Source organism: Micromonospora sp. NPDC005707 (assembly GCF_040631005.1).
In the GTDB taxonomy this organism is placed as follows: Bacteria; Actinomycetota; Actinomycetes; order Mycobacteriales; family Micromonosporaceae; genus Micromonospora.
On the sequence record NZ_JBEXYR010000016.1, the window covers coordinates 98,906 to 121,811 of the forward strand.

A 22,906-nucleotide genomic window follows, 5' to 3' on the forward strand; every position below is an offset into this window, starting at 1 on the left:
CACCAAGCGGTTCGATGGAACGGGTGAAATCAGTGCGGGCAAGACGATGTTCCGGCGACCATGGGCGGGTGGGGCGACCATCGGAGCCGGCGCAGACCGGGGGCATCATGCGCGGCGAGGAGGACGCCCAGCAGGCCAGCTTCCTGGAGCTGTTCTTCGACCTCGTGCTGGTCTTCGCTCTGGTCGGGGTCGTTAGCCGGATGGGGCCGGACCTTCTTTCCGACGACGTGGGCGTGCGCTGGCTGTCGCTGCTGTACGCGGCTGTGCTGGCCCTGCCGTTGCTGTGGCTGTGGACGACCACCGCGTACCTGACCAGCCGGTTCGACTACCGCAACGGCTGGATTCAGCTGCTGGTCCTGGTCAGCGCGTTCGGCCTGCTGATCATGGCGACGTCCCTGTACGAGTTTGAGCAACACGGCGCCACCTTCGCCATCGTGTACGTGGTGCTGCACATCGGACGCCCCTTGCTGCTCCGGCCTTTGTTACGGAAGCACGAGCAGGTACGGGCGCTCTACACCCGCCTGGCCATCTGGGCCGGCATCACTGGCGTCATCTGGCTCGCCGGGGCGGTGGTGCGCGGAAACCTCCGGCTCGCCCTGTGGTTGATCGCCATCACCGTGGACCTGGTCGTGGCGCGGGTCAGATGGCCGGTACCCGGCATGGGCCGACCACCGACCAGCGCGTGGGCGACGGCCAGCAGCCGATACCTCCCCGAGCGCTACCAGCAACTGTTGTTGATCGCGCTCGGCGAGACGGTGCTGTCCATCGGCCTCACCTACGCCACCCACTCCACCACGCTCGCCGCGAAGGCGGCCCTGGTGGTCACGTTCCTGTCGTCCGTGCTGATGTGGCGGATCTACTTCTACCGCGCCGGCCAGGTGCTGGCCGAGGCCGTCGAGATGTCGACGAACCGGGCAGCCGCCGGCGGAATCATCGGCGTGGCCCATCTGCTCATGGTGCTCGGCATCACCTTGGCCGCGGCTGGCGCGGAAATCGTGTTGGCGAATCCCGAGGGCCCCTCCGTGCCGGCCTGGCTCGCGGTCATCCTCGGCGGGCCGGCGCTCTTCCTGTTCGGCCGCAGCCGGCTGGAACGCATCGTCTTCAACCGGCTCGCCGTGCGCCGGCTCGTCGGCATCGGCGTTCTCCTCCTGCTGGCACCGCCGCTGTTCTTCGCCCCGCCGCTGCTGGCCGCCATCGCCGCCGCGGTGGTGCTGCTCGGGGTCGCCGTCGCGGACGCGCGCCGCGCCGCCGGCCGCCCACTGGAGGCCCCGTCCCCGTCCGCCTAGCAGAGGCGGTCCGCAAAGGGCCCGGCGAAATCGTGGTGGCCGACGAAGAGGGAGTTGTGGTCACTCCCAGCGCCTGTCAAGAGCAGGTGTTCCGGAAGTTAAGACAGATGGCAAAGGAGGCCAACGAATCCCTCGATGCATGGGCCCTCTCCCCGGGCGAGATGGAGTCGACCGGAGCTCCGCACGGCTTCACTCTGCCAACAAGGCGTCCCCGCGACCGTGGATCGCCTCATCCAGGGGGTGGGGGATGGTGTCAGCACAGACCCCGGCGGCAGGGGCTGGCGATCCCCGTTACCGGAGGTCGGCGCCGTTTCCGTCCGTCACTAGTCGGGCGGCCGTGTCGGGTGGCGCCACTTCGTGCCCCTTTGCGCACTTCACCACGGCACCGAGCGGGCTCCCACAGCCGGCGTGCACGAGTTCGACGCCGCCCTCCCGGCCGAGGCGCTCCCCCCACTGCATCAGGGCGACGAGCACGGGGAAGAGCTCTCGGCCCAGCTCGGTGGGGACGTACTCGTACCTGGTCCGCTTGCCCGGCTCCTGGTAGGGCCGCCGCCGCAGCAGGCCGTCGGCGACCAGCTGCTTGAGCCGCTTGGCGGCAACCGCCTCAGTCAGGCCGGTACGTCGGGCCAACTCGTCGAAGCGCCGGCCACCGTAATAGATCTCCCGCATGAGGACCATCGCCGACCGGGTGCCGATCAGCTCCAGCGCGTGCTCGATGCGGCACCAGCCCTCCGCCTGCCACGCGTCGCGATCGGCGAAGCGGCCGGTCAACGTGATGATGGCGTCGGTGTCGGACCCGGCCGACCCTGCTGGCCGTGTCATGGCTACCACACCCCTCTGGCTAGGCATTTGCATAGCCAGGGGTGTTACCGTTCTGGCTATGCTTTCCAATAGCCAGCTTATCACCGCGGCAGGGCGCCACCCCGCCCCCACGATCGAGAGACGCCGACGATGGTTCGCCCTGTTCGTTGTCTGCCTGGGCGCGATGATGACCTTCGTCAACGTGTCGTCGACCATCTCGGCGCTGCCGCCGATCCAGGACGACCTGCACATGTCCGCCAGCACGCTGGTCTGGGTGAGCAGCGCCTTCAGCCTCGCCGTGGTGAGCCTGGTCCTCTCCGCCGGCACGCTGAGCGACCTGTTCGGGCGGCGGCGGGTCTTCTGCTACGGCGTCGCTGTGTTCACGCTCGGCAGCGCCTTCGCCGTCGCCGCGCCGAACGTGGGTCTGCTCATCACCGCCCAGGCCGTGATGGGGCTCGGCGCCGCGGCCGTGTTGCCGTCGAGCCTGTCGATCGTGAGTCACGCCTTCCCCGACCAGCACGAGCGGACCGGCGCCATCAGCGTATGGGCCGGCTGCTCCGGCCTTGGGCTGGCGATTGGCCCTCTGGTGGCGGGAGCGCTCCTGGGCCGAGCCTCCTGGCACGCGGTCTACCTCACCAACCTGGTCCTCGGGGTGCTCGCCCTCGTGCTCACCCCGCTGTTCGTGGCGGAGAGCAAGCATCCGACCCGGCGACTCGACCCCGCCGGCGTGCTGCTGGGCACGACCGCCATCGCGTCGGCGACCTACGCCATCATCCAGGGCGGCGCCAGCGGCTACGGCCGGCTGCCGACCGTCGTGGCTTACGCAGTCTTCGCCGTCTCGCTGGCGGCCTTCGTCCGGCTCGAACTCCGCCACCACGACCCCATGCTGGACCTGCGGCTGTTCAAGAACGCCTCGTTCGCGACCGTGATGACCATCGGCGCCGTCACCATGTTCGGCTTCGTCGGCATCTGCCTGCTCACCGTCCTTTACCTGGAGCGGATCGCTCACGCGAGCGCCCTGGAGACCGGGGTGAAACTGCTCCCCATGTTCGTCCCCTACATCGTCGTCAGCGCATTCGCCGGACGCCTGGCCCACCGGGTCGGCATCGCCCCCGTGCTCGCCACGGGGCTCACCCTCATGGGCGCCGCGGCCCTCGCGCTGCTGCTGGTCGGCCCGAACAGTGGGTACGGAGTGATGTGGCCGGGGCTCTTCGTCGCCGGCGTCGGCTCGGCGCTGCTCGTGGCGCCCTCGACCGCTGCCGCCGTCAACAGCGTGCCGCCGCTCCAGGCCGGCATGGCCGCCGGCTCGGTCAACATGTTCCGCCAGCTGGGTAGCGTGCTCGGCCCGAGCATCCTCGGCACCCTCGCGACGACCCGCTTCCCGAAGTACCTGCACGAGCAGCTCGCGTCGGCCGGAGTGCCGTCCGGCACGGCCGAAGCGGTCGTCGGGGGAGCCGCCCACCACAGCAGTGCGGGTCAGCTCCCGGCCCCGCTGGCACACACGCTCTCCGTGGCCGTACCGCGGGCCTTCACCGACGCCCTGCACCTCGGCTGGCTCGTCGGTGGCGTCGTCCTGTTCCTTATGGTGATCCCGACGGTGCTGTTCGTCCGGCAGCGCCCGGCAACTCCCTGATCCACGGTTGACTCGGCCCGTCACCGGCAAGATGCCGCCGTCGCCGCGCCGAGCGTGAGCCTGCGCAGCGCCCTGGTCCGCCGCCCAGGAAGGCGCGGTTCAGCGTCGATCACGGTATGGGGATGCGGGCAGGAGCACCCTCAAGTGCGCCTGGACATCGTGCCAGGACCGAAGGCGGCCGCGAAAGGATGATCGCGCTGCGTCAGCGCACTGCGACCTCGCCCGCGTGGACGGCACGCATGGCGCGCTCGACGGACTCCTGGTTCTCGCCGACCGGCGCCACGTAGTCGATGACGTCGCGCGCAGCGCCTTCCCCGAGCATCCGGGTGATCACCCATGTGGCGAGATACTGGGACGCCAGGCAGCCGCCTGCCGTGGCAATGTTCCCCTCGGCGTGGAACGGCGCGTCCAGCACTGTGACGTCGCAGGCTTCGACAAAAGGCCGGCTCTTCATGTCCGTGCAGGCCGGCATGCCATCCAGCAGCCCGAGCCGGGCAAGGACCAGCGCGCCGGAGCACTGCGCACCGATCAGCTGTCGCGACGGATCGAGGAGCAGCCTGGAGATCAGCCGGTCGTCGGCGACCACCTCGCGCGCCTTCACTCCGCTGCCGATCAGCACAACGTCGGCGTCGGTCACGAACTCGATCGGGCGCTGCCCGGTCACCTCGACGCCGTTCATCGATGTGACCACGGGCGTCGGCGTCGTGATGAAGGCTTCCAAGCCGTTCTTACGACACCGGTTGATCAGCGCCGAAGCGATGAAGCTGTCGAGCTCGTTGAACCCGTCGAAGGTGACCACGGCTACCTGCATCACAACTCCCCTGAGTACGGCACCAGGATCCCCACTCTCCCTGGCGCGCCGCTCCGGGCCGAGTGCCAATCGGCGGCTCGCGGCATGCAGACCTGCGCTCCGCGTCTCGAGACGCACACGCTGAGAAGTGGGCTTTGAGAGGTACGAGCCGGAACAAGAGCTTCACCCGTTAGAGGGTGAATGTGATAACGCCGAGACGATCTGGGCCGTTCTGCGTGGACCCATCCTGATCACCAGATTTCTCAGCACGGACGGCGTCGGTGAACTCGTGGATTTCATGCCGGTCGCGGGGGACCAGGCCACCGACCGCCAGCGCGTGGTGCGGATGCTGCGCGTCGTCCGAGGCACGATGCAGTTCCGGGTCGCCTGCGAACCGCGCTTCAACTATGGACGGGACCCGCACGAGCTCGACGTGTACCCCGAGGGACAGGTGTTCCGCAGCCCCGGGCTCTCCCTCACCGTGAGCCTCGTTCGATACTCCGATATTGGGCCCGGCGAGCAGGACCTGCGGCGTAGCCGCGCTGCACCTCGAGCAGGCGCTGCTGCTCGAGGTTACCGCCGCCTGAGGTGCGGCCCGGGTGCGGATGCCGCGGGCGATAACCGCACCCGGTGACGTCAGCCGGGCAGCCGGTCCGTCCACCCCGCGGTCAACGTGAACATTGTGCGACAACTCCGTCCGCCGCCTGTCAGGGCTGCCCGGAGGTCCTCCACCGCTGTCCGAGGGCCTTCTCCTGCCGGGTGACAACGTCCGCACCGGTGTCCGAGACGAGTCGAGCGAGGTGGGTGAGCTCTGCGGCGTACCCGGGGCGGGACTGGTCATCATTGCGCCAGGGTCACACATGCCACCATGCATGGAGGAGATGATCGTCGATACGATGTCGCACACCGAGGCATCCATCGACGTTCATCCAACCGATCGAAGTGCGTAAGCTCTGCACGGTCAGATCTGGGGAACCTACCGAGGAGGTTCCATGGATCGTCGAGCAACGCGTCCGGTACTGGCGTGAACCGCCGCGGAGCCGCGAGATCACACGGTGATCCGGGCCGCGTGCTCGGCGGCCTGTTCTGCGGCAGGTGGAGGTCGTCGGCGTTGGTAGATCAGCAGGACCACGAGCAGGAGCACGAGTAGCAGCGTTCCCTCGATCAGCCACAGCAGCCAGGACGGCAGCGCCGGGCTGCCGTCCGCCGCGCCCGGCTTTCCCAGCCAGCGCAGGTCACCCGTGATCACCAGCGGCTGACCGGCGACCGTTGCGTGCACCGTCCAGTCACCGATCGGATGGGGATGGCGGGGGTCTGCGGCGACCACCGGCGGCCGGGCCTGGCCCATCCAATGGATGCGGTGGTCGTGCCAACGCTTGGTGCCGCTCGTGCTGGTCGTCTTCCAGGCCGGAGCCAGCGTGCCCCCGTCCTGTCCGGTGGGCACGCTGTCGGCGAACAGGCTGCGGTTCAGGTACGTCGTCTGGGAGAGTTCGTTCTCCTGCACGGCCGTGGCGGTGATGCGCAGGTACGGCTCCCGCGTGTAGCCGAGAACGATCAACTCGTCCGGACCGTTGTTCGTCAGCTCGATCCACTCGCCGCCAGGATCGACCCGCACCTGGATGTCCGGCCGGGCCGGCGTTACGGCATGCAGCTCGGCTCGGTAGTAAGCGGCATCCGGGATCGGCTGGCCGCCGATGTGTGCCTGAGCGACGCCCGGCGTGAGCCCACCCAGCAGAACGGTCAGCCCGGCCAGCAGTACGGCGGACAGGCGCTCAGGTCGGTCCATAGCTGCGATTCTGACCACCGTGACCCTGCTGCGGCTCGCAGATGACCAGACTGTCATCGGCCACCCCCATGCCGGCAGGCGAGCCAGGCCGGCGCATCGGGCGGCGGAGTTCGGTTCCTGGCCGGTACTGCCGAGGGGCCGTTCCTATCCGGGCCCCCGTACATCCGCCCTTCGGACTGGCTCGGCAGCAGCAGGGCTGCGGTCTGCGCTGTCCTGCTCGCCGGCTGCGGCGAGAAAGGCGTTGTAGCGGGCCAGGCCGTCGTCCTCGCCGGTGGCCTCGACGCGGTCGGCAGTGCGGTCGAGGCGGCGTTGCTTCCGCCGGTCGGCGTGGATCCATCGGCGGACGAGGAGGATCATGACGACGGCGGCGGGGATCTCGCCGGAGGCCCAGGCGATGCCGGCGCCGAGCTTCTGGTCGTCCAGCAGGGACGACGCAAGGGCGTCTCTTCACCGCCAGGGTCAGAGACCCTGCGCGAGCCGGTGGTAGGCGTTGTTCCACCTCAACTCCCGGGCGAAGCCGCGCGTTGTGGTGGTCTCGTCGATGTAGGCGAGCTCGACGCCCGCCATCTCGGCGAAGTCCTCCAGGTGCTCGCGGCTCAGCGCGGTGGAGAGCACGGTGTGGTGAGGGCCTCCGGCGGTGAGCCAGGAGGTGGTCGAGGTGCGCAGGTCCGGACGGGGCGCCCAGACCGCTCGGGCGACGGGGAGCGCGGGGAGTGCCTCGAGCGGCCGGACGAGGTCGATCGCGTTGCCCACGAGGCGGAAGCGGTCGCCCATGTCGGCCATGCCGACGACGAAGCCTTCACGAGGGGCGGCGTCGAACACGAGCCGTACGGGGTCCTCGCGGCCGCCGATACCGAGCGGGTGGATTTCGAGGCGGGGCCGGGTGGCGGCGATGGACGGGCAGACCTCGAGCATGTGCGCGCCGAGCACGAGCTGACGGCCGGGCTCCAGGTGGTAGGTGTAGTCCTCCATGAAGGAGGTGCCGCCGGGAAGGCCGTCGGCCATCATCTTCAGGGTGCGCAGCAGGACGGAGGTTTTCCAGTCGCCCTCACCGCCGAAGCCGTAGCCGTCGGCCATCAGCCGTTGAACGGCCAGGCCGGGCAGCTGGCGCAGGCCGCCGAGGTCCTCGAAGTTGGTGGTGAACGCCCCGTAGCGGCCCTCGGTGAGGAACTGCCGCAGGGCCAGCTCGATCCGGGCGCCGTAGCGCAGCGACTCGTGCCGCTCCCCACCGGCCCGCAGCTCGGGGCTGACGTCGTACAGCTCGTCGTACTCCTTGACGAGGGTGTCGACGTGGGAGTCGGTGACGGCGTCGACGACGGCGACGAGGTCGTTGACGCCGTGGGTGTTGACCGAGACGCCGAAGCGGCGCTCGGCCTCGACCTTGTCGCCCTCGGTGACCGCGACGCCCCGCATGTTGTCGCCGAAACGCACCAGCCGGAGGCCGCGCACCTCGGCGAGCCCGACGGCCGCGCGGGCCCAGACCGCGACGGCGGCAACGGTGTCGGGATCGGAGACGTGGCCGGCCACGGTCTTTCGCACGACACCGAGGCGGGACTGGATGTAGCCGAACTCGCGGTCGCCGTGTGCGGCCTGGTTCAGGTTCATGAAGTCCATGTCGATCGTGCGCCACGGCAGGTCGCGGTTCGCCTGGGTGTGCAGGTGCAGCAGCGGCTTCTGCAGGCGCTCCAGACCCGAGATCCACATTTTCGCGGGGGAGAAGGTGTGCATCCAGGCGATGATGCCGGCGCACGCGTCGTCGCTGCTGGCGTCGAGCAGGACCCGGCGGATCGCGTCGGCGTCGGTGAGCACCGGCTTGGCGACGACGTCGGCGACGATCTCCCCGCTGGCCGCGAGGGCGTCGGAGATCACCTTCGACTGCTGGGCGACCTGGGCGAGGACCTCCTCGCCGTAGAGGCCCTGACTGCCGGTGAGGAACCAGATCTGGGGGCGCGCGCTCATGGGACGGCGTTTCCCTTCTGTCCGTAGACGTTCTGATAGCGGTCGTAGAGACTGTCGATCGCGGCGGGGGCGAGTCGCGGCGTGACGCCGAGCTGCTGGGCGATGTGGACGGTGCGGGCGACGTCCTCGAGCAGCACGGCCGCCTTCACCGCGTCGCGCGGAGTCGCGCCGATGGTGAACGGGCCGTGTCCGCCCATGAGCACGGCCCGCGAGCGGCTGTGGCGGAGGGTCTCGACGATTCCGCGGCCGATCGAGTCGTCGCCGATGAGCGCGAACGGCCCGACCGGTACGTCACCGCCGAACTCGTCGGCAACCATGGTGAGCACGCACGGGATGGGCTCCCGCCGCGCGCACCACGCGGTGGCGTAGGTCGAGTGGGTGTGCACCACGCCGCCCACCTCGGGCAGGTGCCGGTAGACGTAGGCGTGCGCCGCGGTGTCGGATGACGGTTGGTGCTCGCCGTGCACCAGACGTCCCTGGAGGTCGGTGACGACCATCATCTCGGCCGACAGTTCGTCGTAGGAGACACCCGACGGCTTGATCACCATCAGGTCGGCGTCCGGCACCCGGGCCGAGACGTTGCCCGCGGTCCAGATCACCAGCTCGTTGCGGGTCAGCTCGGCGTGCAGCCGGACCAGCTCCTCGCGCAGCACCTCGATGGCGTGCCGCACCGCCGCGGTCGTGGTGGTGGTCACCGGAGGGCCCTCCTGCGGATCGCCTTGAGCCGCCGCATGACGTCGGTGCCGCCCCGGCCGAAGTGGTCGTGCAGCGCGCGGTACTCGGCGTAGAGCTCGTCGTAGGCGGCCGAATTCTCGGCCACCGGCCGGTAGGCACCCACCTCGCGGCCGCCCATGGCGGCCGCCGCGTGGCGGATGTCGGGGTACGCGCCCGCGGCGACCGCGGCGTGGATCGCCGACCCGAGCGCCGGGCCCTGGTCGGAGGTCACCACCGACAGGGGCATGCCGAGCACGTCGGCGTAGATCTGCATCAGCAACGGGTTCCTGAGCAGGCCGCCGGCGACGATGAACTCCGCCACGGGTACGCCCGCGTCGCGGAACGCCTCGACGATGGTGCGGGCGCCGAATGCCGTGGCCTCCAGGAGCGCCCGGTAGGTGTCCTCGGGGCGGGTGGCGAGGGTCTGGCCGACGACGAGGCCGGAGAGTTCGTGGTCGACGAGTACCGACCGGTTGCCGCTGTGCCAGTCGAGGGCCATGAGCCCGTGCTCGCCGATCGCCTGCTTCGCGGCGAGGTTGGTGAGGTGCTCGTGTACCGAGATGCCCTGCTCCCGGGCCGCGGCGTGGTACTCCGGCGGCACGCCGGTCCGGACGAACCACCCGAAGATGTCGCCGACACCCGACTGACCGGCCTCGTAGCCCCACAGGCCGGGGACGATCCCGCCGTCCACGACACCGCACATGCCCGGGATCTCGCGCAGCACGGCGCCGCTCATCACGTGGCACGTCGAGGTGCCCATGATCGCGACCATCTGGCCCGGCTCCACCGCCTGCGCGGCGGGAGCGGAGACGTGGGCGTCGACGTTGCCCACCGCCACCGCGATGCCCTCCGTCAGCCCCGTCCACGCCGCGGCCTCGGCGGTCAGCCGACCGGCCGCCTTGCCGAGCTGGCCGATCGGCTGGGCGATCTTCTCCGCGACGAACCCGGCGAAGTCCGGATTGAGCGCGGCGAGGAACTCGCGGGACGGGTACGACCCGTCCTGGTAGATCCCCTTGTAGCCGGCCGTGCACGCGTTGCGGACGTACCGGCCGCACAGCTGCCACACGATCCAGTCCGCGGCTTCGGCGAACCGGTCCAGCGCGCGGTACACCTCGGGGGCTTCCTCGAGGATCTGAAGGCCCTTGGCGAACTCCCACTCGGAGGAGATGAAACCGCCGTACCGGGCCAGCCACGGCTCCCCGCGCTCGGCGGCGAGGGCGTTGATCCGGTCGGCCTGGCCCTGCGCCGCGTGGTGCCGCCACAGCTTGACGTACGCGTGCGGGTTCGCGGCGAACTCCGCCGTCTCGCACAACGGGGTCCCGTCCGCGAAGGTCGGGACCATCGTGCACGCCGTGAAGTCCGTCGCGATCCCGATGACGTCGGCCGGGTCCACGCCCGCGGCGCGCACCGCCTGCGGGACCGCGGTCCGCAGCACGTGCAGGTAGTCGGCCGGCACCTGCAGCGCCCACTCCGGCGGCAGCTTGTCACCCGTGCCCGGCAGCACCGTGTCCACCACGCCGTGCGGGTACTCGCACACCGCCGAGCCCAGCTCCGCACCGTCGGACACGCGCACCACCACCGCGCGGCCGGACAGCGTCCCGAAGTCCACGCCCACCGTGCAGGTCTCGATAGGTGCTGTCATGACTCCTCCGAGCCCGGGCCGGGGTTCGGTTGCGCGGCGACGGGCAGCCACACGCGCATGGTGGACGGTCCCCGCTCGGCCCAGTCGTGGTACGGGATCAGCGGGACGTCGAACGCCCTCGTGGGCACCGGCTCCAGCGAGTGCCCGGCGTAGGGCCAGGGGAGATCGGGCCCGGGTTCCGTCGCCGCCACGAGACGTACCCGTGGTCGGCCGTCGTGGTCGTCGAGGCGGGCTCCGGCGTCGATCCGGACGTCGGCGACGTCGGTGACGGTCCCGTTGCTGACGACGTCCAGGTCGATGGATTCGAGGCAGTAGACCTCCGGCCCCCGTTCGACGGCGACCTGGCCGCGCACCGCGTCGATGCGGGGATCGGGGTGGGTCAGGCGCGGTCGCATCGGCAGGACCAGCTCGACCACGTCCCCGGTGTGGAAGGACCGACGCGCGGTGACCCACCCGGGGTCGGCGTCCGTGGTGCTGACCTCACCGGCTGCCGTGGTCACCGTGAGCCGGGCCCCACCGGCCCACTGCGGCACCCGGATCGAGAGGGCCCACGGGGCAGCGGCGTCCCGGGTGGCGGTGAGGCGAACGGACCCCGAACGGGGGTAGTCGGTCTGCACGTCGAGGGCGACGAGTTCCCCGTTGTCCAGCCGGGTCCGGATGCTGCAGCTGGCGAACTGGTGGATCTGGATGCCCTGTGCGTCCGCGGTGGCGACCAGCGCGTCGAGGCTGGCGAGCGTGCGCGCGACGTTGGGCGGGCAGCAGGAGACCGAGAACCAGGGCGCCCGGAGGGAGGATTCGGCGCGCAGTGAGACGGTGTCCGGGTCCGGTACGGCCCCGGGACTGCGCTGGTGCAGGGTGTTGGCGTAGTAGAACGCGGTCCCGGACGCCGAGGGGGACGTGGCGACCACGTTGTAGAGCGTCCGCTCGATGAGGTCGCCGTGGCGCGTTTCGCCGCAGGCCAACAGCAGGCGCCAGCTGAACATGATCGAGGCGATGCTCGCGCAGGTCTCCGAGTAGGCCCGGTCGGGTGGGAGCACCCAGTCGTCACCGAAGGCTTCGTCCTGATGGTGGGAGCCCTGGCCGCCGGTGAGGTAGGTACGCCGGGCCACCGTGTTGTCCCACTGGGTGGCCAGGGCGGAGAGAAGCTCGTCGTCGCCGGTGTCGACGGCGACGTCGACCGCGCCGGCCGCCAGGTAGTTGGCCCGGACGGCGTGCCCGCGCAGCACCTCGGCCTGGCGCACCGGGATGTCGTCCTGGAAGTACTGCTGGCCCCATTCGATGGGGCGCAGCGTGCCGGTGCCGCGGCGGGCGATGAACAGCTCGGCCTGCCGCAGGTAGCGCTGCTCTCCGGTGACGCGCGCCAGCTCCGCGAGCCCGACCTCGATCTCGGCGTGTCCGCACACGCTCCGGATGCCGTCGTCGCCGAAGACCTCGCAGACCAGGTTGGCGGCGCGGCAGGCGATGGCCAGCAGGTCGTCGCCGGCGTCCGGTCGCGTGCGGGCTCGGGCTACCGCGGCCTGGAACAGGTGCCCGAGGCAGTACAGCTCGTGGCCCCACTCGAGGTCGGACCACCGTGGTGCCTGTCCGGGCCGCCCGAAGTTGGTGTTGAGGTACCCGTCGGGTTCCTGCGCCGGGGCGATCCGGCCGACCACGTCCCGGAAGGCGGCCTCCAGCGTGCCGTCACCGGTACGCCCGATCTCCCAGGCCAGTGCCTCGAGGTACTTGTAGATCTCCGAGTCGGCGAACTCGCGCCCGCGCCGGCCGTCGGGCAGGGAGCCGGCGGCGGCGAGCTCGAAGTTGCTGATCCAGCCCTCCCGCTCGAGCCAGTGACCGATGTGCGCCAGGGTGCGCTCGCCGTTGACCGCCTGGCGCTCGGCCCAGAAACCCCCGGTGATGCGGACCTCGTCCAGGCCGAGCGGGCGCAGCCGTCCGGCCCTGGGGGCGGCGGGGACGAACCCGGTCCGACGGCGGCCGGTCGTGGGATCTGTGATCGTCATCGTGGGGTTCATCCTTTGAAGGCGCCGGACATGAAGCCGCGGACGTAGTGGCGTTGCAGGAGGAGGAACAGGACGATGCAGGGGAGGGCCAGCACCACGACCCCGGCCTCCGTGGCGCCGTAGTCGATGACTCCCTGGACCTGGACGCGCAGGTTGGACACGGCCAGCGGGAGCGTGAACTTGTTCGAGTCGTTGATCAGAATCAGCGGGGCCATGAAGTCGTTCCACGCCGTCAGGAAGGCGAAGAGGCCCACGGTGATCAGACCGGGCTTGACCGCCGGCAGCAGCACCCGCCACAGCGCGGCCCAGGAGGAGCAGCCGTCGACGAGGGCCGCCTCGTCCAGCTCGCGGGGGATGGCCTCGAACGAGATCCGCATCATGAAGGTGGAGAACGGCAGCTGGAACATCGTCAGGACCAGGGCTACGCCGATGAGCGAGTTCTGCAGGCTGAGCTGGTTCAGCAGGACGTAGAGCGGGATCAGCATGGTCGCGTAGGGGACCATGAGGATCGCCAGGGTGGTCAGGAACAGGAGGTTCTTGCCGGGGAAGTTGAACCGGGCGAACGCGTACCCGCCCAGCAGGGAGATCGCCAGGGTGAGGAAGACCGTGGTCAGGGAGACGAAGGCCGAGTTGGCGAGGTACTGCCAGATGCCGGCCTGATAGTGGGTCAGCGTGCGGTAGTTGCCCAAGCCCCACCCGTCGGTCTGGTTGGTGCCGGCGTGCGGCGACACGGAGGCGATCGCCGTCCAGGCCAGCGGGAACAGGAAGATGACGGCCAGGCCCCCGGTGAAGATCCAGTACGGCGTACGGAGGACCAGGCCACCGATGCTTGTCGTGCGAGGACGGCGCTCGGGGCGGCGACGCCGGGTCGCCGTCGTGACGGCGGTGGCACCGCGGGCCGGGGAACGGTCGGGCCGGCGCGTACCCGGGTCCGTTGCGGCATGAGCGCCGGCCGGCGTCGGTGCGTGGGTGCTCATGTCGCTCTCACTTCCCGTCCGGGTTGTGGAAGGCCCGTAGCTGCACGGCGTTGATGACGACCAGGGCGATGAGGGCGATGACCGACAGCGCGGCGGCCACGCCCAGGTCGTTCTGGCCCTGGAAGGCCATCGTGTAGATGAGTTGGACGACGGTGATGGTGCTGTTGTCCGGGCCGCCCTTGGTGAGGATGTAGAACTGCTCGAAGGCCAGCAGGGAGCCGGTGACGCACATGATCGTGGTCAGCGCCAGCGTCGGCCGCAGCAGCGGAAGGGTGATCCGGCGGAAGGTCTGCCAGCGGGACGCGCCGTCGATCCGCGCCGCCTCGAAGATCTCGCCGGGGATGCCCTGCAGGCCGACAAGCATGAGGAGCATGTAGAAGCCGGCGAAGCGCCAGACGATGAGGAACACCGTGGAGAACAGGGCAGCGTTGGGGCTGCCGAGAAACGTCCAGCCGAGCTTGTTCATGAGATCCGCGGCGGGACCGGCGATCGGCGAGTACAGCACGTAGAACAGCAGGGACGCCGAGGCGAGCCCGAGCGCGCTGGGGATGAGGAACGACGCCCGCAGCAGGCCCTTCCACCGGGTGGATTCCTGCACCAGCAGGGCCAGTCCCAGGCCGAGACCGATGAGCAGGACGGTGGCCACGATCGTGTACTTGACCGTGAAGACGACCGAGTCGGCGAAGAAGCGGTTGTCGAGAACCTTGCGGTAGTTGTCCGGGGCGTTGACGCCCTGGTCGCCGCTGAGCAGCGGCCAGCGCGAGAGCGACATCTTGACCACCAGCAGCAGCGGCAGGATGAACAGGATCGCCACGAACACCGCGGTGGGCGAGACGTAGAGCCACCCCTTGACCGCCTCACCGCGGCGCGCGGGTGATGCCGCGTTCGAGCGTCGGCGGGAGCGTCTGGCTCGGCCGGACATCAAGGACATATTCACGGCACGGCCCTCCAGTAGACGTGCGCAGCGCGGGGGAGTGGGTCACCCGCTGCCGGACCCGGTCGCTCGACGACCGAGTCCGGCACCAGGGCGGTGGACTACTGGGACAGCACCGAGGTGATCTGCTCGTTGTTCGACTGCAGCTTGGTTCCCTCGCCGAGGACGGCGTCGCGGACGAGGCTGAGCCACGGGCTGTTCGCGGCGTTGTACGCCTGCTGGAAGTTCAGCGCGACGGGCGTCTGCCCCTTGCCGGCCACCTCGTTGATGGTCACCAGCCGCGGGTCCTTGACGGCGTACTTGTTGCTGGCCAGGTCGCCGCGGGAGACCACGTCGTTGTCCTTGGCCAGGACCTCGACCTGGGCCTCCTCCGACATCATCCAGTTGAGGAAGTTCCAGGCCTGTGCGGCCTTCTTGGAGTCCTTGGAGATGCCGAGGCCGTCACCGCCGACGAACGTGGACGCCCCGCCGCCGGGTCCCGGGATGCCGGCGACGCCGACGTCGAACTTGGTCGACGACAGCAGCGTGGCCGGGTAGAACATCAGGCCCACCTTGCCCTCGGTGAATCCCGCGGTCCAGGTGGCGCCGGTCTCGTCCTTCGACGAGGGCAGAACGGCGCCGGACTTCCAGAGGTCGCGCCAGGTGTCGAAGATCTTCTTGCTCTGGTCGCTGGTGTAGTTCGCCTGCGTGCCGTCGGCGTTCATCACCTGGCCGCCGGCGGCCCAGATGCTGGGGAACCAGGTGAAGACGAGACACCCGCCGCAGTTGAGTCCGGTCGCGGTGCCGTACACGTCCTTCTTGCCCAGGGCCTGGATCTTCTTGGCGGCGGCGGCGTACTCCTCCAGGGTTGAGGGCGCCTTCTCCGGGTCGAGCCCGGCTTCGGTGAACAGCGCCTTGTTCCAGAAGAGCATCGACAGGTCCAGCACGAACGGCAGGACGTGTTCCTTGCCGTCGACGGTGCCGGCGCCGAGGTGTCCCTTGTTGATCGAGTCCTTGAAGCTCAGCCCGTCGACGTTGGCGCTGATGTCGCGGAACAGGCCCTGCTTCACCCAGTTCGGCACGTAGACGATGTCGGCGGCGAACAGGTCCGGCAGGCCCTTCGACCCGGCTGCGGCCCCCACCTTGGCGACGTAGTCGTCGTTGGGGACGACGGTGAGGGTGACCTGGTTCTTGTGGCTCTTGTTGTAGGCCTCGACCAGAAGCTTGGCCTGCTTCTCCAGGGGTGCTCGCGTCCAGAGCGTGAGCTGGCTGCCGTCGTCGGTGCCGTCCGGGCCGACGCTGACCGCTGCCCCCGGCGACCCGTCGCTCCCGCCGCCACACGCGGCCAGCGCGAGGACCGCCGCACTGAGGCCGGCTGCCAGGACGGCGCGGAGACCGTCCCGCCGGTGGAATATCTTCATCGCTACTCCTCTGCCCATCGATGAGCGGGAGCCGCTGCACGGCCCCGGTGGTGGTGTGGTGAGAGCCTTGCCGTGTGCTTTTGTCGCTGACAGGTCGACGCCGGTACGGGTCGTGGCCCAGGAATGCGTCCGGGTCCCCGTGGTGGTGGGAGGATCGCGGGACAGGCGGTGACTGAGGTGTCGCTGTGAAAAGACCGAAACCCTTTTCGTTGCGTGTAAAGTAGTGGCCGACGTCACCGTCGTCAAGCACTTGGTGCGGCGGCTGACGCAGGCTCGGCCCGTTGGCGAACCGTGGGCCGGAACGATGGAGGGGTGCGCATGGCGGGCAGGGACCAGGTCGGCGGGAGCAAGGCGGTGACCCTGACGGAGGTGGCCCGGCTGGCCGGCGTCTCGGTGGCCACGGCGTCGAAGGCCCTCAACGGGCGCAGTCAGGTTGCCGCACGCACCCGGGCGCGCGTGCTCCAGGCGGCCGAGCAACTGTCCTTCGTGCCCAACACGCTCGCGCAGGGGTTGCTGGTGGGCCGCACCGGAACCGTCGGTCTGCTCACCAGCGACCTCCAGGGCCGGTTCGTCCTCCCGATCCTCATGGGCGCCGAGGACGCGTTCGGCGCGGGCCGCGTGAACGTCTTCCTGTGTGACGCGCGCGGGGACACGATCCGCGAGCAGCACCAGCTCAAGGCGCTGCTGAGCCGGCGGGTCGACGGTCTCATCGTGGTGGGGAGCCGGACCGACTCGCGCCCCTCCGTCGGTCACGACCTTCCCGTCCCCGTCGTGTACGTCTACGCGCCGTCCGACGATCCGGAGGACCTGTCGCTCGTCCCCGACAACGTGGCGGCGGGGAGACTCGCGGTCGAGCACCTGATCAGCTGCGGGCGGAGCCGCATCGCGCACGTGACCGGTGACCCCTCCTACGCGGCCGCGCAGGACCGGGTCACCGGCGCCCGGGCGGCGCTCGACGCCGCCGGGCTGGAACTGGTCGGCGAGGTGATGTACTCGGAGTGGTCCGAGCGCTGGGGTCGGGACGCGACCGCGGTGCTGCTCGAGCGGTACCCGGACATCGACGCCGTCCTGTGCGGCTCGGACCAGATCGCCAGGGGAGCGTTGGACACCGCGCGTGACCAGGGGCGGAAGGTTCCGGGCGACATCGCCGTCATCGGGTTCGACAACTGGGACGAGATGGTCACCAACTCCCGGCCGGAGCTGACGAGCATCGACCCCAATCTGCAATTGCTCGGCCGGTCCGCGGCGCAGCGGGTGTTCGCCGCCCTGGACGGCGAGGAGCTGGGCAGGGGCGTGCACACCCAGGCGCCCCGCCTGGTCATCCGTGGCTCCACGGTGGCCCGGCGGTGAGCTGAGCCTTCACCCGTTCGGCTGGGTCGCCCGACCGGCTCGGGTGCCCTCGGTGGGTACCCACCGGCCCACCGCAAACCCTTTCGGACGTCGTTCGTCGGCGGTTCGGCCGGCAGGCACGAATTGACCTGGCCTGACATCTTGCCGAAAAGGTTTTCGTAGGTCAGGGTGGGCGCTAGTGACCGGGGTCACGCCAACCAGCCGGAGATGACGCACGTCAGCTTCCGACCCCACCGGCGGCTGGCCGGTGACATCTCCCGCGGGACCGCACCGCCACCAAGGAGATTGAGCATGATCAGTAGATGCAGAAGGAGACTGCCCGTCTGGTCGGCCGTGGCCGCGCTGGTGCTGGGAGGGGTGGTCGGCCTGCCGTCCGCGGCGCACGCCGACACCCCGATCCTGCCGGGCAACGAGGGCGACGTCGGGCTCTACACCAACGGGCAGAACCACGTCATGGAGATCGGGGACCCGGCCTACACCAACGTGGGCGACGTTGCCGCGCAGCTCGCGCCCGGCGTGCCGTTCACCGCGAAGAGCATGCACCAGTCCATCTTCGACAAGGACCTCGCGGCCGGCGGCACCGACTACTACCTCGACCGCGTGCTGGGCGTGCGGGGCACCCTCGGGCCGGCGGTGCTGATGACCAGGGGCCGCTCGCTGTACCTGCGCGGCGCGAGCAACAACAACTTCACCACCATGGGCTTCGCCGGCAGCACCTACGTCGGCGGCCCGAACAACCTCGGCAACCTGTACACGGTCACCGTGCCCGGGCAGACCGTCACCGAGGTCAGCGCGAACCGGTTCAACGCGCCCAGCCACGCCAAGGGCCGCTACACGATCGGCGCCACGGGAGTCACCGCCGATCTGACGAAGTTCATCACCTACGACAACGTCGCGGTCACGGCCATCGACTTCACCAACCCCGGTGGCTCGGCGGCGACGTTCACGGTCCGGGCCGCCTCGCCACTGGCCACCCAGGCCGGAGACGGCGCGGCCGAACTGACCGGCACCCGCACCATCACCAGTGGCGCCAACAACGGCCTCATCGACACGCCGTGGAACACCGTCACGATCGACCTCACCGGCGCCGGCTTCACCCGCAGCGGCGCCAACCTCGACCGCCAGATCACCGTGCCCGCCGGCGGCTCGGTGGCGCTGTCGGTCGTCGGCGCCGTCTCCTCGGCCACGCTGCCCGGCACGGTCGAGAGCTACCAGGAGTACGCCGCGATGCCGCCGGCCCAGGCCGTGCGCACCGGCATCACCGGGTTCAACCGCCGTTGGGCCGAGGACATCCCCTACATCGACGTCCCCGACCCCGCCCTGGAGAAGGCCATCGTCTACCGCTGGTGGGGCGAGCGCTACAACACCCTCGACGCCAACGCACCCGGCTACGCCTACCAGTACCCCACCACCGTCGAGGGGTCGAACCTCTACCAGAACGCGATCGCGCTGACCCAGCCGATGCACCTGCAGGACACCAAGTGGCTGCGGACGCCCTACCTGCCGTACGGCCAGATCCTCAACATCGGCGAGCTGTCCGGTTCCTCGGCGTTCCTCGACAGCCCCGGTCACACCAGCTGGAACAACCACTACTCGCAGTACATCGGCACGGCCGGCCTTGAGGCCTACAACGTGCACGGCGGGGGCAAGGAGATCGCCGGCAGGTTCGCCCGCTACTTCGAGGGCGACGGGGTCGGCCAGCTCGAGCACTACGACGGCAACAAGAACAAGCTCATCGCCTACGACACCAACTTCATGCCGGGCAACGACGCCGACGCCATCTCGTTCGGGTTCCCGAAGGCCAGTGCCGGCGCCCCCGGCGCACGCACGATCGAACGCCCCGAGTCGGCATACGTGTGGGGCGCGCTCGACGCCGCCCGGCAGCTCTACCAGATCGCCGGCGCCGGCCAGGCCAAGGTCGACGAGCTAGCCACCGCCGCCGACGGCACCCGGGACGCGATCCTCAGCCAGCTGTGGAGCCCCGACATGCGGATGTTCCTGGCCCGCACGTCCTACGGCGCGACCAGCGCGGCCAGCTCCAACGGCAGGGCCAACCCGCTGCCCGCGTCGGCCCGTGCCCTGATCCCGGCCAAGGAGTCGAACCTCTACGACGTCTACGCCGAGGACCTCATCCCGTTCGACCAGTGGCAGAACTACGTCGACGGATTCCGGTTCCTGACCTACGGCGACAACTTCCCGATCTTCCCGTTCTACACCGCCAACCAGTACGACCGTGCCGCCTACGGGATCGGCGGTTCGAACAACTTCTCCAACATCAACTTCACCGTGCAGTACCGCGGCGTCCGCTCGGCGCTGCGCCACTACGACCCGGAGCAGAAGTACGTCACCCCGGCGTACGCCAAGCGGCTGCTGGACTGGATGGCCTGGAGCATCTACCCGAACGCGGACCTGCGCGCGCCGAACCAGGCCGAGTACTACTCCAACTGGAACCCGACCGCGAAGACCTACAACCGCAACAACCCGAACCACGTGATGCTCGGGAACATGAACTACATCTTCGTCGAGGACATGGCGGGCCTCCAGCCGCGCTCCGACGACAAGATCGAGCTGTGGCCGATCGCCTTCGGCTACGACCACTTCATGGCCAACAACCTGCGCTACCACGGGCACGACGTCACGATCGTCTGGGACCCCGACGGCAGCAGGTACGGTCTGGGCGCCGGCTACACCCTGTTCCTGGACGGCGAGAAGAAGGTCAGCACCGACAAGCTCGGCAAGCTCACCTACGACCCGAACACCAACAACGTCCAGGCCGAGGACGGCTTGACCGTCACCTTCACCGCGACGGCCGGGACCACCTTCCCGAGCGCGGTGGACACCGCCATCAAGGACGACCGCGTCGTCGGCTACCTCAAGACGGCCGGCATCGACCTCACCGAGGACGCGCCGAACCTCGCGACGGGCGCCACCCCGCACTCGTCGTACACCCAGCAGGGCGCACGGCCGACGCCGTGGCGCCAGTTCCACACGCCCGGCTGGAGCACCACCACGATGAACTACACCCCCGGCGCCATCGCGGAGACCGAGCGGCCGGTGTCGCTGGCCGCCGTGACCGACGGTGCCACCGCCAACGAGCCCTACTGGGGCAACTACGGAACCACCGAGAAGAACGGCTACGTCGAACTCGATCTGGGCTCGGCCAAGGCGTTCGACAACGTGAAGGTGACCTTCGTCAGCGACCGTCAGGCCGGGGGCTACCACGAGCCCGCGCGCTGGTGGGTCCAGGTGCCCGACGGCAGCGGGGGATGGAAGGAGGTGCCGAACCAGTTCAAGAACCCGACGGTGCCGGCAGCCAAGTTCAACGAGGCGCTCTTCAGGACCGTGACGTCGAACAAGGTGCGCATCGCCTTCACGAACAGCCCGACCTTCTACACCGCGATCGCCGAGATCCAGGTGTTCGACTCCGGCCGCGAGGTGCCTCCCGTCGCCAACCAGGCGCCCGTCGTCACCGCCACGCGTGACGGCTCCTCGGACGGCAACCTGTCCACGCGCCTGGTCGGTACGGCCTCCGACGACGGCATCCCCTACGACAGCGAGCTCAGCTTCGGCTGGGAGACCGTCTCGGCGCCCCAGGGCGCGGGCGTGATCTTCGCCGACCCGAAGGCGCTGGCGACCCGGGTGACCGGCACGGTCGCCGGTGACTACGTGTTCCGATTCGTCGCCAACGACGGCGACAAGCGGTCGGAGGCAACCGTGGCGGTGACCCTCACCAAGCGGGCGGTCGCCGCCGAATTCGGCTCCTCGGCGACGGTCACCACCAGCGGCACCGCGTCCTGGGAGAACCACCAGCGCGTCAACGAGGCCAGCAACCCGAGCAACTCCAACCCGGGCACCGGCAACGGCTGGGGCAACTGGGGCCAGACGCAGAACGGCACCAGCGTCGCGCGGGAGGCCTGGATCCAGTACAGCTGGACCTCGCCGGTGCGGCTGTCGTCCACCGACATCTACTGGTACGACGACAACGGCGGTACCCGCCGACCGACCGCCACGACCTACGCCGTCGAGACCTCCTCGGACGGCACCACCTGGACGCCCGTCACCCTCACCAAGGGCTCGACGTACGCGGGCGGGGTGGCCGTCAACGCCTACAACCACTTCGACTTCGCACCGATCACGACGACCCGGTTGCGCATCCGCATCTGGGGCGTCATGGGTGCCGGCGCGGGCACCGGCGTGCTGCGCTGGCGCGCCAACGGCGAGACGGTCGACTCGGTGCGTTCGCCGGTGCTGATGCGGACCGGCGTGGGCCAGGTGCCCACCCTGCCGAGGGAGCTCGACGCGGTCTACGCCGGCGGCGCCCGCGGGAAGGTCGGGTTCACCTGGCAGGAGATCACGCCCGAGATGGTCGCGGAACCCAACGTCGATCCGTTCGTGGTCTACGGCACGAACGACGCCTACGGCCTGATCGCCGAGGCCCGCGTCTACGTACGGCCCGAGATGTCCCAGGGCGGCATCTCGATCCAGGGCGCCGAGACGTTCGAACAGACCCTGGAGGTCGGCGAGCTGCCCTACCTCCCCGACAAGGTGGCGGTCTCGTACAACGACGGCTCCCGGGACAACCAGGCGATCGGCGTCGACTGGAACTTCGACGAGACCATCGTCAGGACCCCCGGCCGCCACACCGTCCTCGGTGACCTGATCCTGCCCGACTACGTCAGCGAGGCCGGCACCACGCGGACCACGCTGACCCTCACGGTGGGCACGGACACGGTGGCCCCGACGACGACCCTGACCTGGTCACCGGCGGAGCCGAACGGCGACAACGGGTGGTACACGACGGCCCCGTCCTTCACCCTCCAGGCGCAGGACGCGTTCGCCGTCGCCAGCACCCAGTACCGGCTCGACGGCGGTCAGTGGACGGCCTACCCGGGTACGCCCGTCACGGTCGACCGGGACGGCGCCACCCGGGTGGAGTTCCGCTCGACCGACACCAGCGGCAACGTCGAGGAGCCGAAGGAGTCCACGGCCAAGGTCGACACCACCGCCCCGACGGTGACGTTCTCCTCGGCGATCGGCGAGGTGTACTTCGGCTCGGTGCCGCCCGCCCCCACGTGCACGGCGAGCGACGCCCTCTCCGGTCCGGCGGGATGCGTCGTCAGCGGCTACCGCACCGACGTCGGCACGCACATCCTCCTTGCCACGGCGACCGACGCCGCGGGCAACGTGGGCACCGCCGTCCAGTCGTACACCGTGCTGCCCTGGACGCTGAAGGGCTTCTCCAGCCCGGTCGACATGGGCGGGGTGTACAACACGGTCAAGGGCGGCAGCACCGTGCCCATGAAGTTCGAGGCCTTCTCGGGCACCACCGAGCTGACCGACCCCGCGCTCGTCACGATGAACGCCAAGCAGGTCACGTGCGCCACCGGCGCACAGGCCGACGAGATCGAGGTGCTCGCCGCCGGTGCCACCTCGTTGAGATACGACCCGACCGCCGGCCAGTTCGTCTACAACTGGAAGACCCCCGCCACACCCGGCGCCTGCTACACACTCAGCGCCACGACACGTGACGGGTCAAGCCTGACCGCACTGTTCAAGCTCCGGTAACCGCCGACGAACGCACCGGAGGGGCTGCTGTCCGCAGCCCCTCCGGTCCGGGGGCGGTGCGGGACCGCCCCC

General features: G+C 69.7%; 16 protein-coding genes. 5 read left to right on the top strand and 11 right to left on the bottom strand.

Annotation, left to right across the window (positions count from 1 at the left end; genetic code table 11):
• The first annotated feature begins 68 nt into the window (after window positions 1-68).
• Window positions 69-1,286, top strand: a complete 1,218-nt coding sequence (locus tag ABZ452_RS26870; protein WP_357948384.1) for a low temperature requirement protein A — start codon at window positions 69-71, stop codon at window positions 1,284-1,286.
• Window positions 1,287-1,577: 291 nt separating this feature from the next.
• Here the strand turns inward: ABZ452_RS26870 and ABZ452_RS26875 are convergent, their stop codons facing one another.
• Entirely contained in the window at window positions 1,578-2,108 is a 531-nt protein-coding gene (locus ABZ452_RS26875) for a helix-turn-helix domain-containing protein (RefSeq protein WP_357948386.1), read from the bottom strand.
• 58 nt (window positions 2,109-2,166) lie between these two features.
• Between ABZ452_RS26875 and ABZ452_RS26880 the strand changes: the two genes are divergently transcribed.
• Window positions 2,167-3,720 (top strand): MFS transporter, encoded by a 1,554-nt coding sequence (locus ABZ452_RS26880; protein WP_357948389.1) that lies wholly within the window; start codon window positions 2,167-2,169, stop codon window positions 3,718-3,720.
• Between the two features lie 202 nt (window positions 3,721-3,922).
• Here the strand turns inward: ABZ452_RS26880 and ABZ452_RS26885 are convergent, their stop codons facing one another.
• On the bottom strand, window positions 3,923-4,531 hold the full coding sequence (locus ABZ452_RS26885) for a DJ-1/PfpI family protein (protein ID WP_357948392.1): 609 nt from the start codon (window positions 4,529-4,531) through the stop codon (window positions 3,923-3,925).
• Between the two features lie 127 nt (window positions 4,532-4,658).
• On the opposite strand from ABZ452_RS26885, the gene ABZ452_RS26890 reads away from it, so the two are divergent.
• Entirely contained in the window at window positions 4,659-5,144 is a 486-nt protein-coding gene (locus ABZ452_RS26890) for a hypothetical protein (RefSeq protein ID WP_357948395.1), read from the top strand.
• 414 nt (window positions 5,145-5,558) lie between these two features.
• On the opposite strand, the gene ABZ452_RS26895 is transcribed toward ABZ452_RS26890, so the two are convergent.
• From ABZ452_RS26895 to ABZ452_RS26935, 9 genes are all read right to left on the bottom strand, one after another.
• The gene (locus ABZ452_RS26895; RefSeq protein WP_357948398.1) at window positions 5,559-6,296 is read right to left on the bottom strand and encodes a hypothetical protein; all 738 of its coding nucleotides are present in this window, start codon (window positions 6,294-6,296) and stop codon (window positions 5,559-5,561) included.
• Between the two features lie 144 nt (window positions 6,297-6,440).
• Window positions 6,441-6,722, bottom strand: coding sequence for a cytochrome c oxidase assembly protein (locus ABZ452_RS26900; protein WP_357948547.1), 282 nt, complete (start codon window positions 6,720-6,722; stop codon window positions 6,441-6,443).
• 33 nt (window positions 6,723-6,755) lie between these two features.
• Complete coding sequence (araA, locus tag ABZ452_RS26905; RefSeq protein ID WP_357948400.1) at window positions 6,756-8,255, bottom strand: L-arabinose isomerase; 1,500 nt, start codon at window positions 8,253-8,255, stop codon at window positions 6,756-6,758.
• Window positions 8,252-8,950 (bottom strand): L-ribulose-5-phosphate 4-epimerase, encoded by a 699-nt coding sequence (locus ABZ452_RS26910; RefSeq protein ID WP_357948402.1) that lies wholly within the window; start codon window positions 8,948-8,950, stop codon window positions 8,252-8,254. The genes araA and ABZ452_RS26910 overlap by 4 nt, the downstream gene beginning before the upstream one ends.
• Entirely contained in the window at window positions 8,947-10,611 is a 1,665-nt protein-coding gene (araB, locus tag ABZ452_RS26915) for a ribulokinase (RefSeq protein ID WP_357948404.1), read from the bottom strand. The genes ABZ452_RS26910 and araB overlap by 4 nt, the downstream gene beginning before the upstream one ends.
• Window positions 10,608-12,608 carry a beta-L-arabinofuranosidase domain-containing protein gene (locus tag ABZ452_RS26920; RefSeq protein ID WP_357948407.1) on the bottom strand — a complete coding sequence of 667 codons (2,001 nt, stop codon included), beginning with the start codon at window positions 12,606-12,608 and terminating at the stop codon, window positions 10,608-10,610. Before ABZ452_RS26920 ends, araB begins: the two co-directional genes overlap by 4 nt.
• 8 nt (window positions 12,609-12,616) lie before the next feature.
• Entirely contained in the window at window positions 12,617-13,585 is a 969-nt protein-coding gene (locus ABZ452_RS26925; protein WP_357948409.1) for a carbohydrate ABC transporter permease, read from the bottom strand.
• A gap of 7 nt (window positions 13,586-13,592) precedes the next feature.
• Window positions 13,593-14,399, bottom strand: a complete 807-nt coding sequence (locus tag ABZ452_RS26930; protein WP_357948412.1) for a sugar ABC transporter permease — start codon at window positions 14,397-14,399, stop codon at window positions 13,593-13,595.
• A gap of 221 nt (window positions 14,400-14,620) precedes the next feature.
• A complete protein-coding gene (locus tag ABZ452_RS26935; protein ID WP_357948414.1) occupies window positions 14,621-15,919 on the bottom strand; it encodes a sugar ABC transporter substrate-binding protein in 1,299 nt (432 codons plus the stop codon).
• A gap of 318 nt (window positions 15,920-16,237) precedes the next feature.
• Here ABZ452_RS26935 and ABZ452_RS26940 point away from each other — a divergent pair, with 318 nt between their 5' ends.
• Window positions 16,238-17,269: a LacI family DNA-binding transcriptional regulator gene (locus ABZ452_RS26940; protein WP_357948416.1), complete on the top strand. Its 1,032-nt coding sequence runs from the start codon at window positions 16,238-16,240 to the stop codon at window positions 17,267-17,269.
• 291 nt (window positions 17,270-17,560) lie between these two features.
• Entirely contained in the window at window positions 17,561-22,834 is a 5,274-nt protein-coding gene (locus tag ABZ452_RS26945) for a PxKF domain-containing protein (RefSeq protein WP_357948419.1), read from the top strand.
• The last annotated feature ends 72 nt before the right edge of the window (window positions 22,835-22,906 follow it).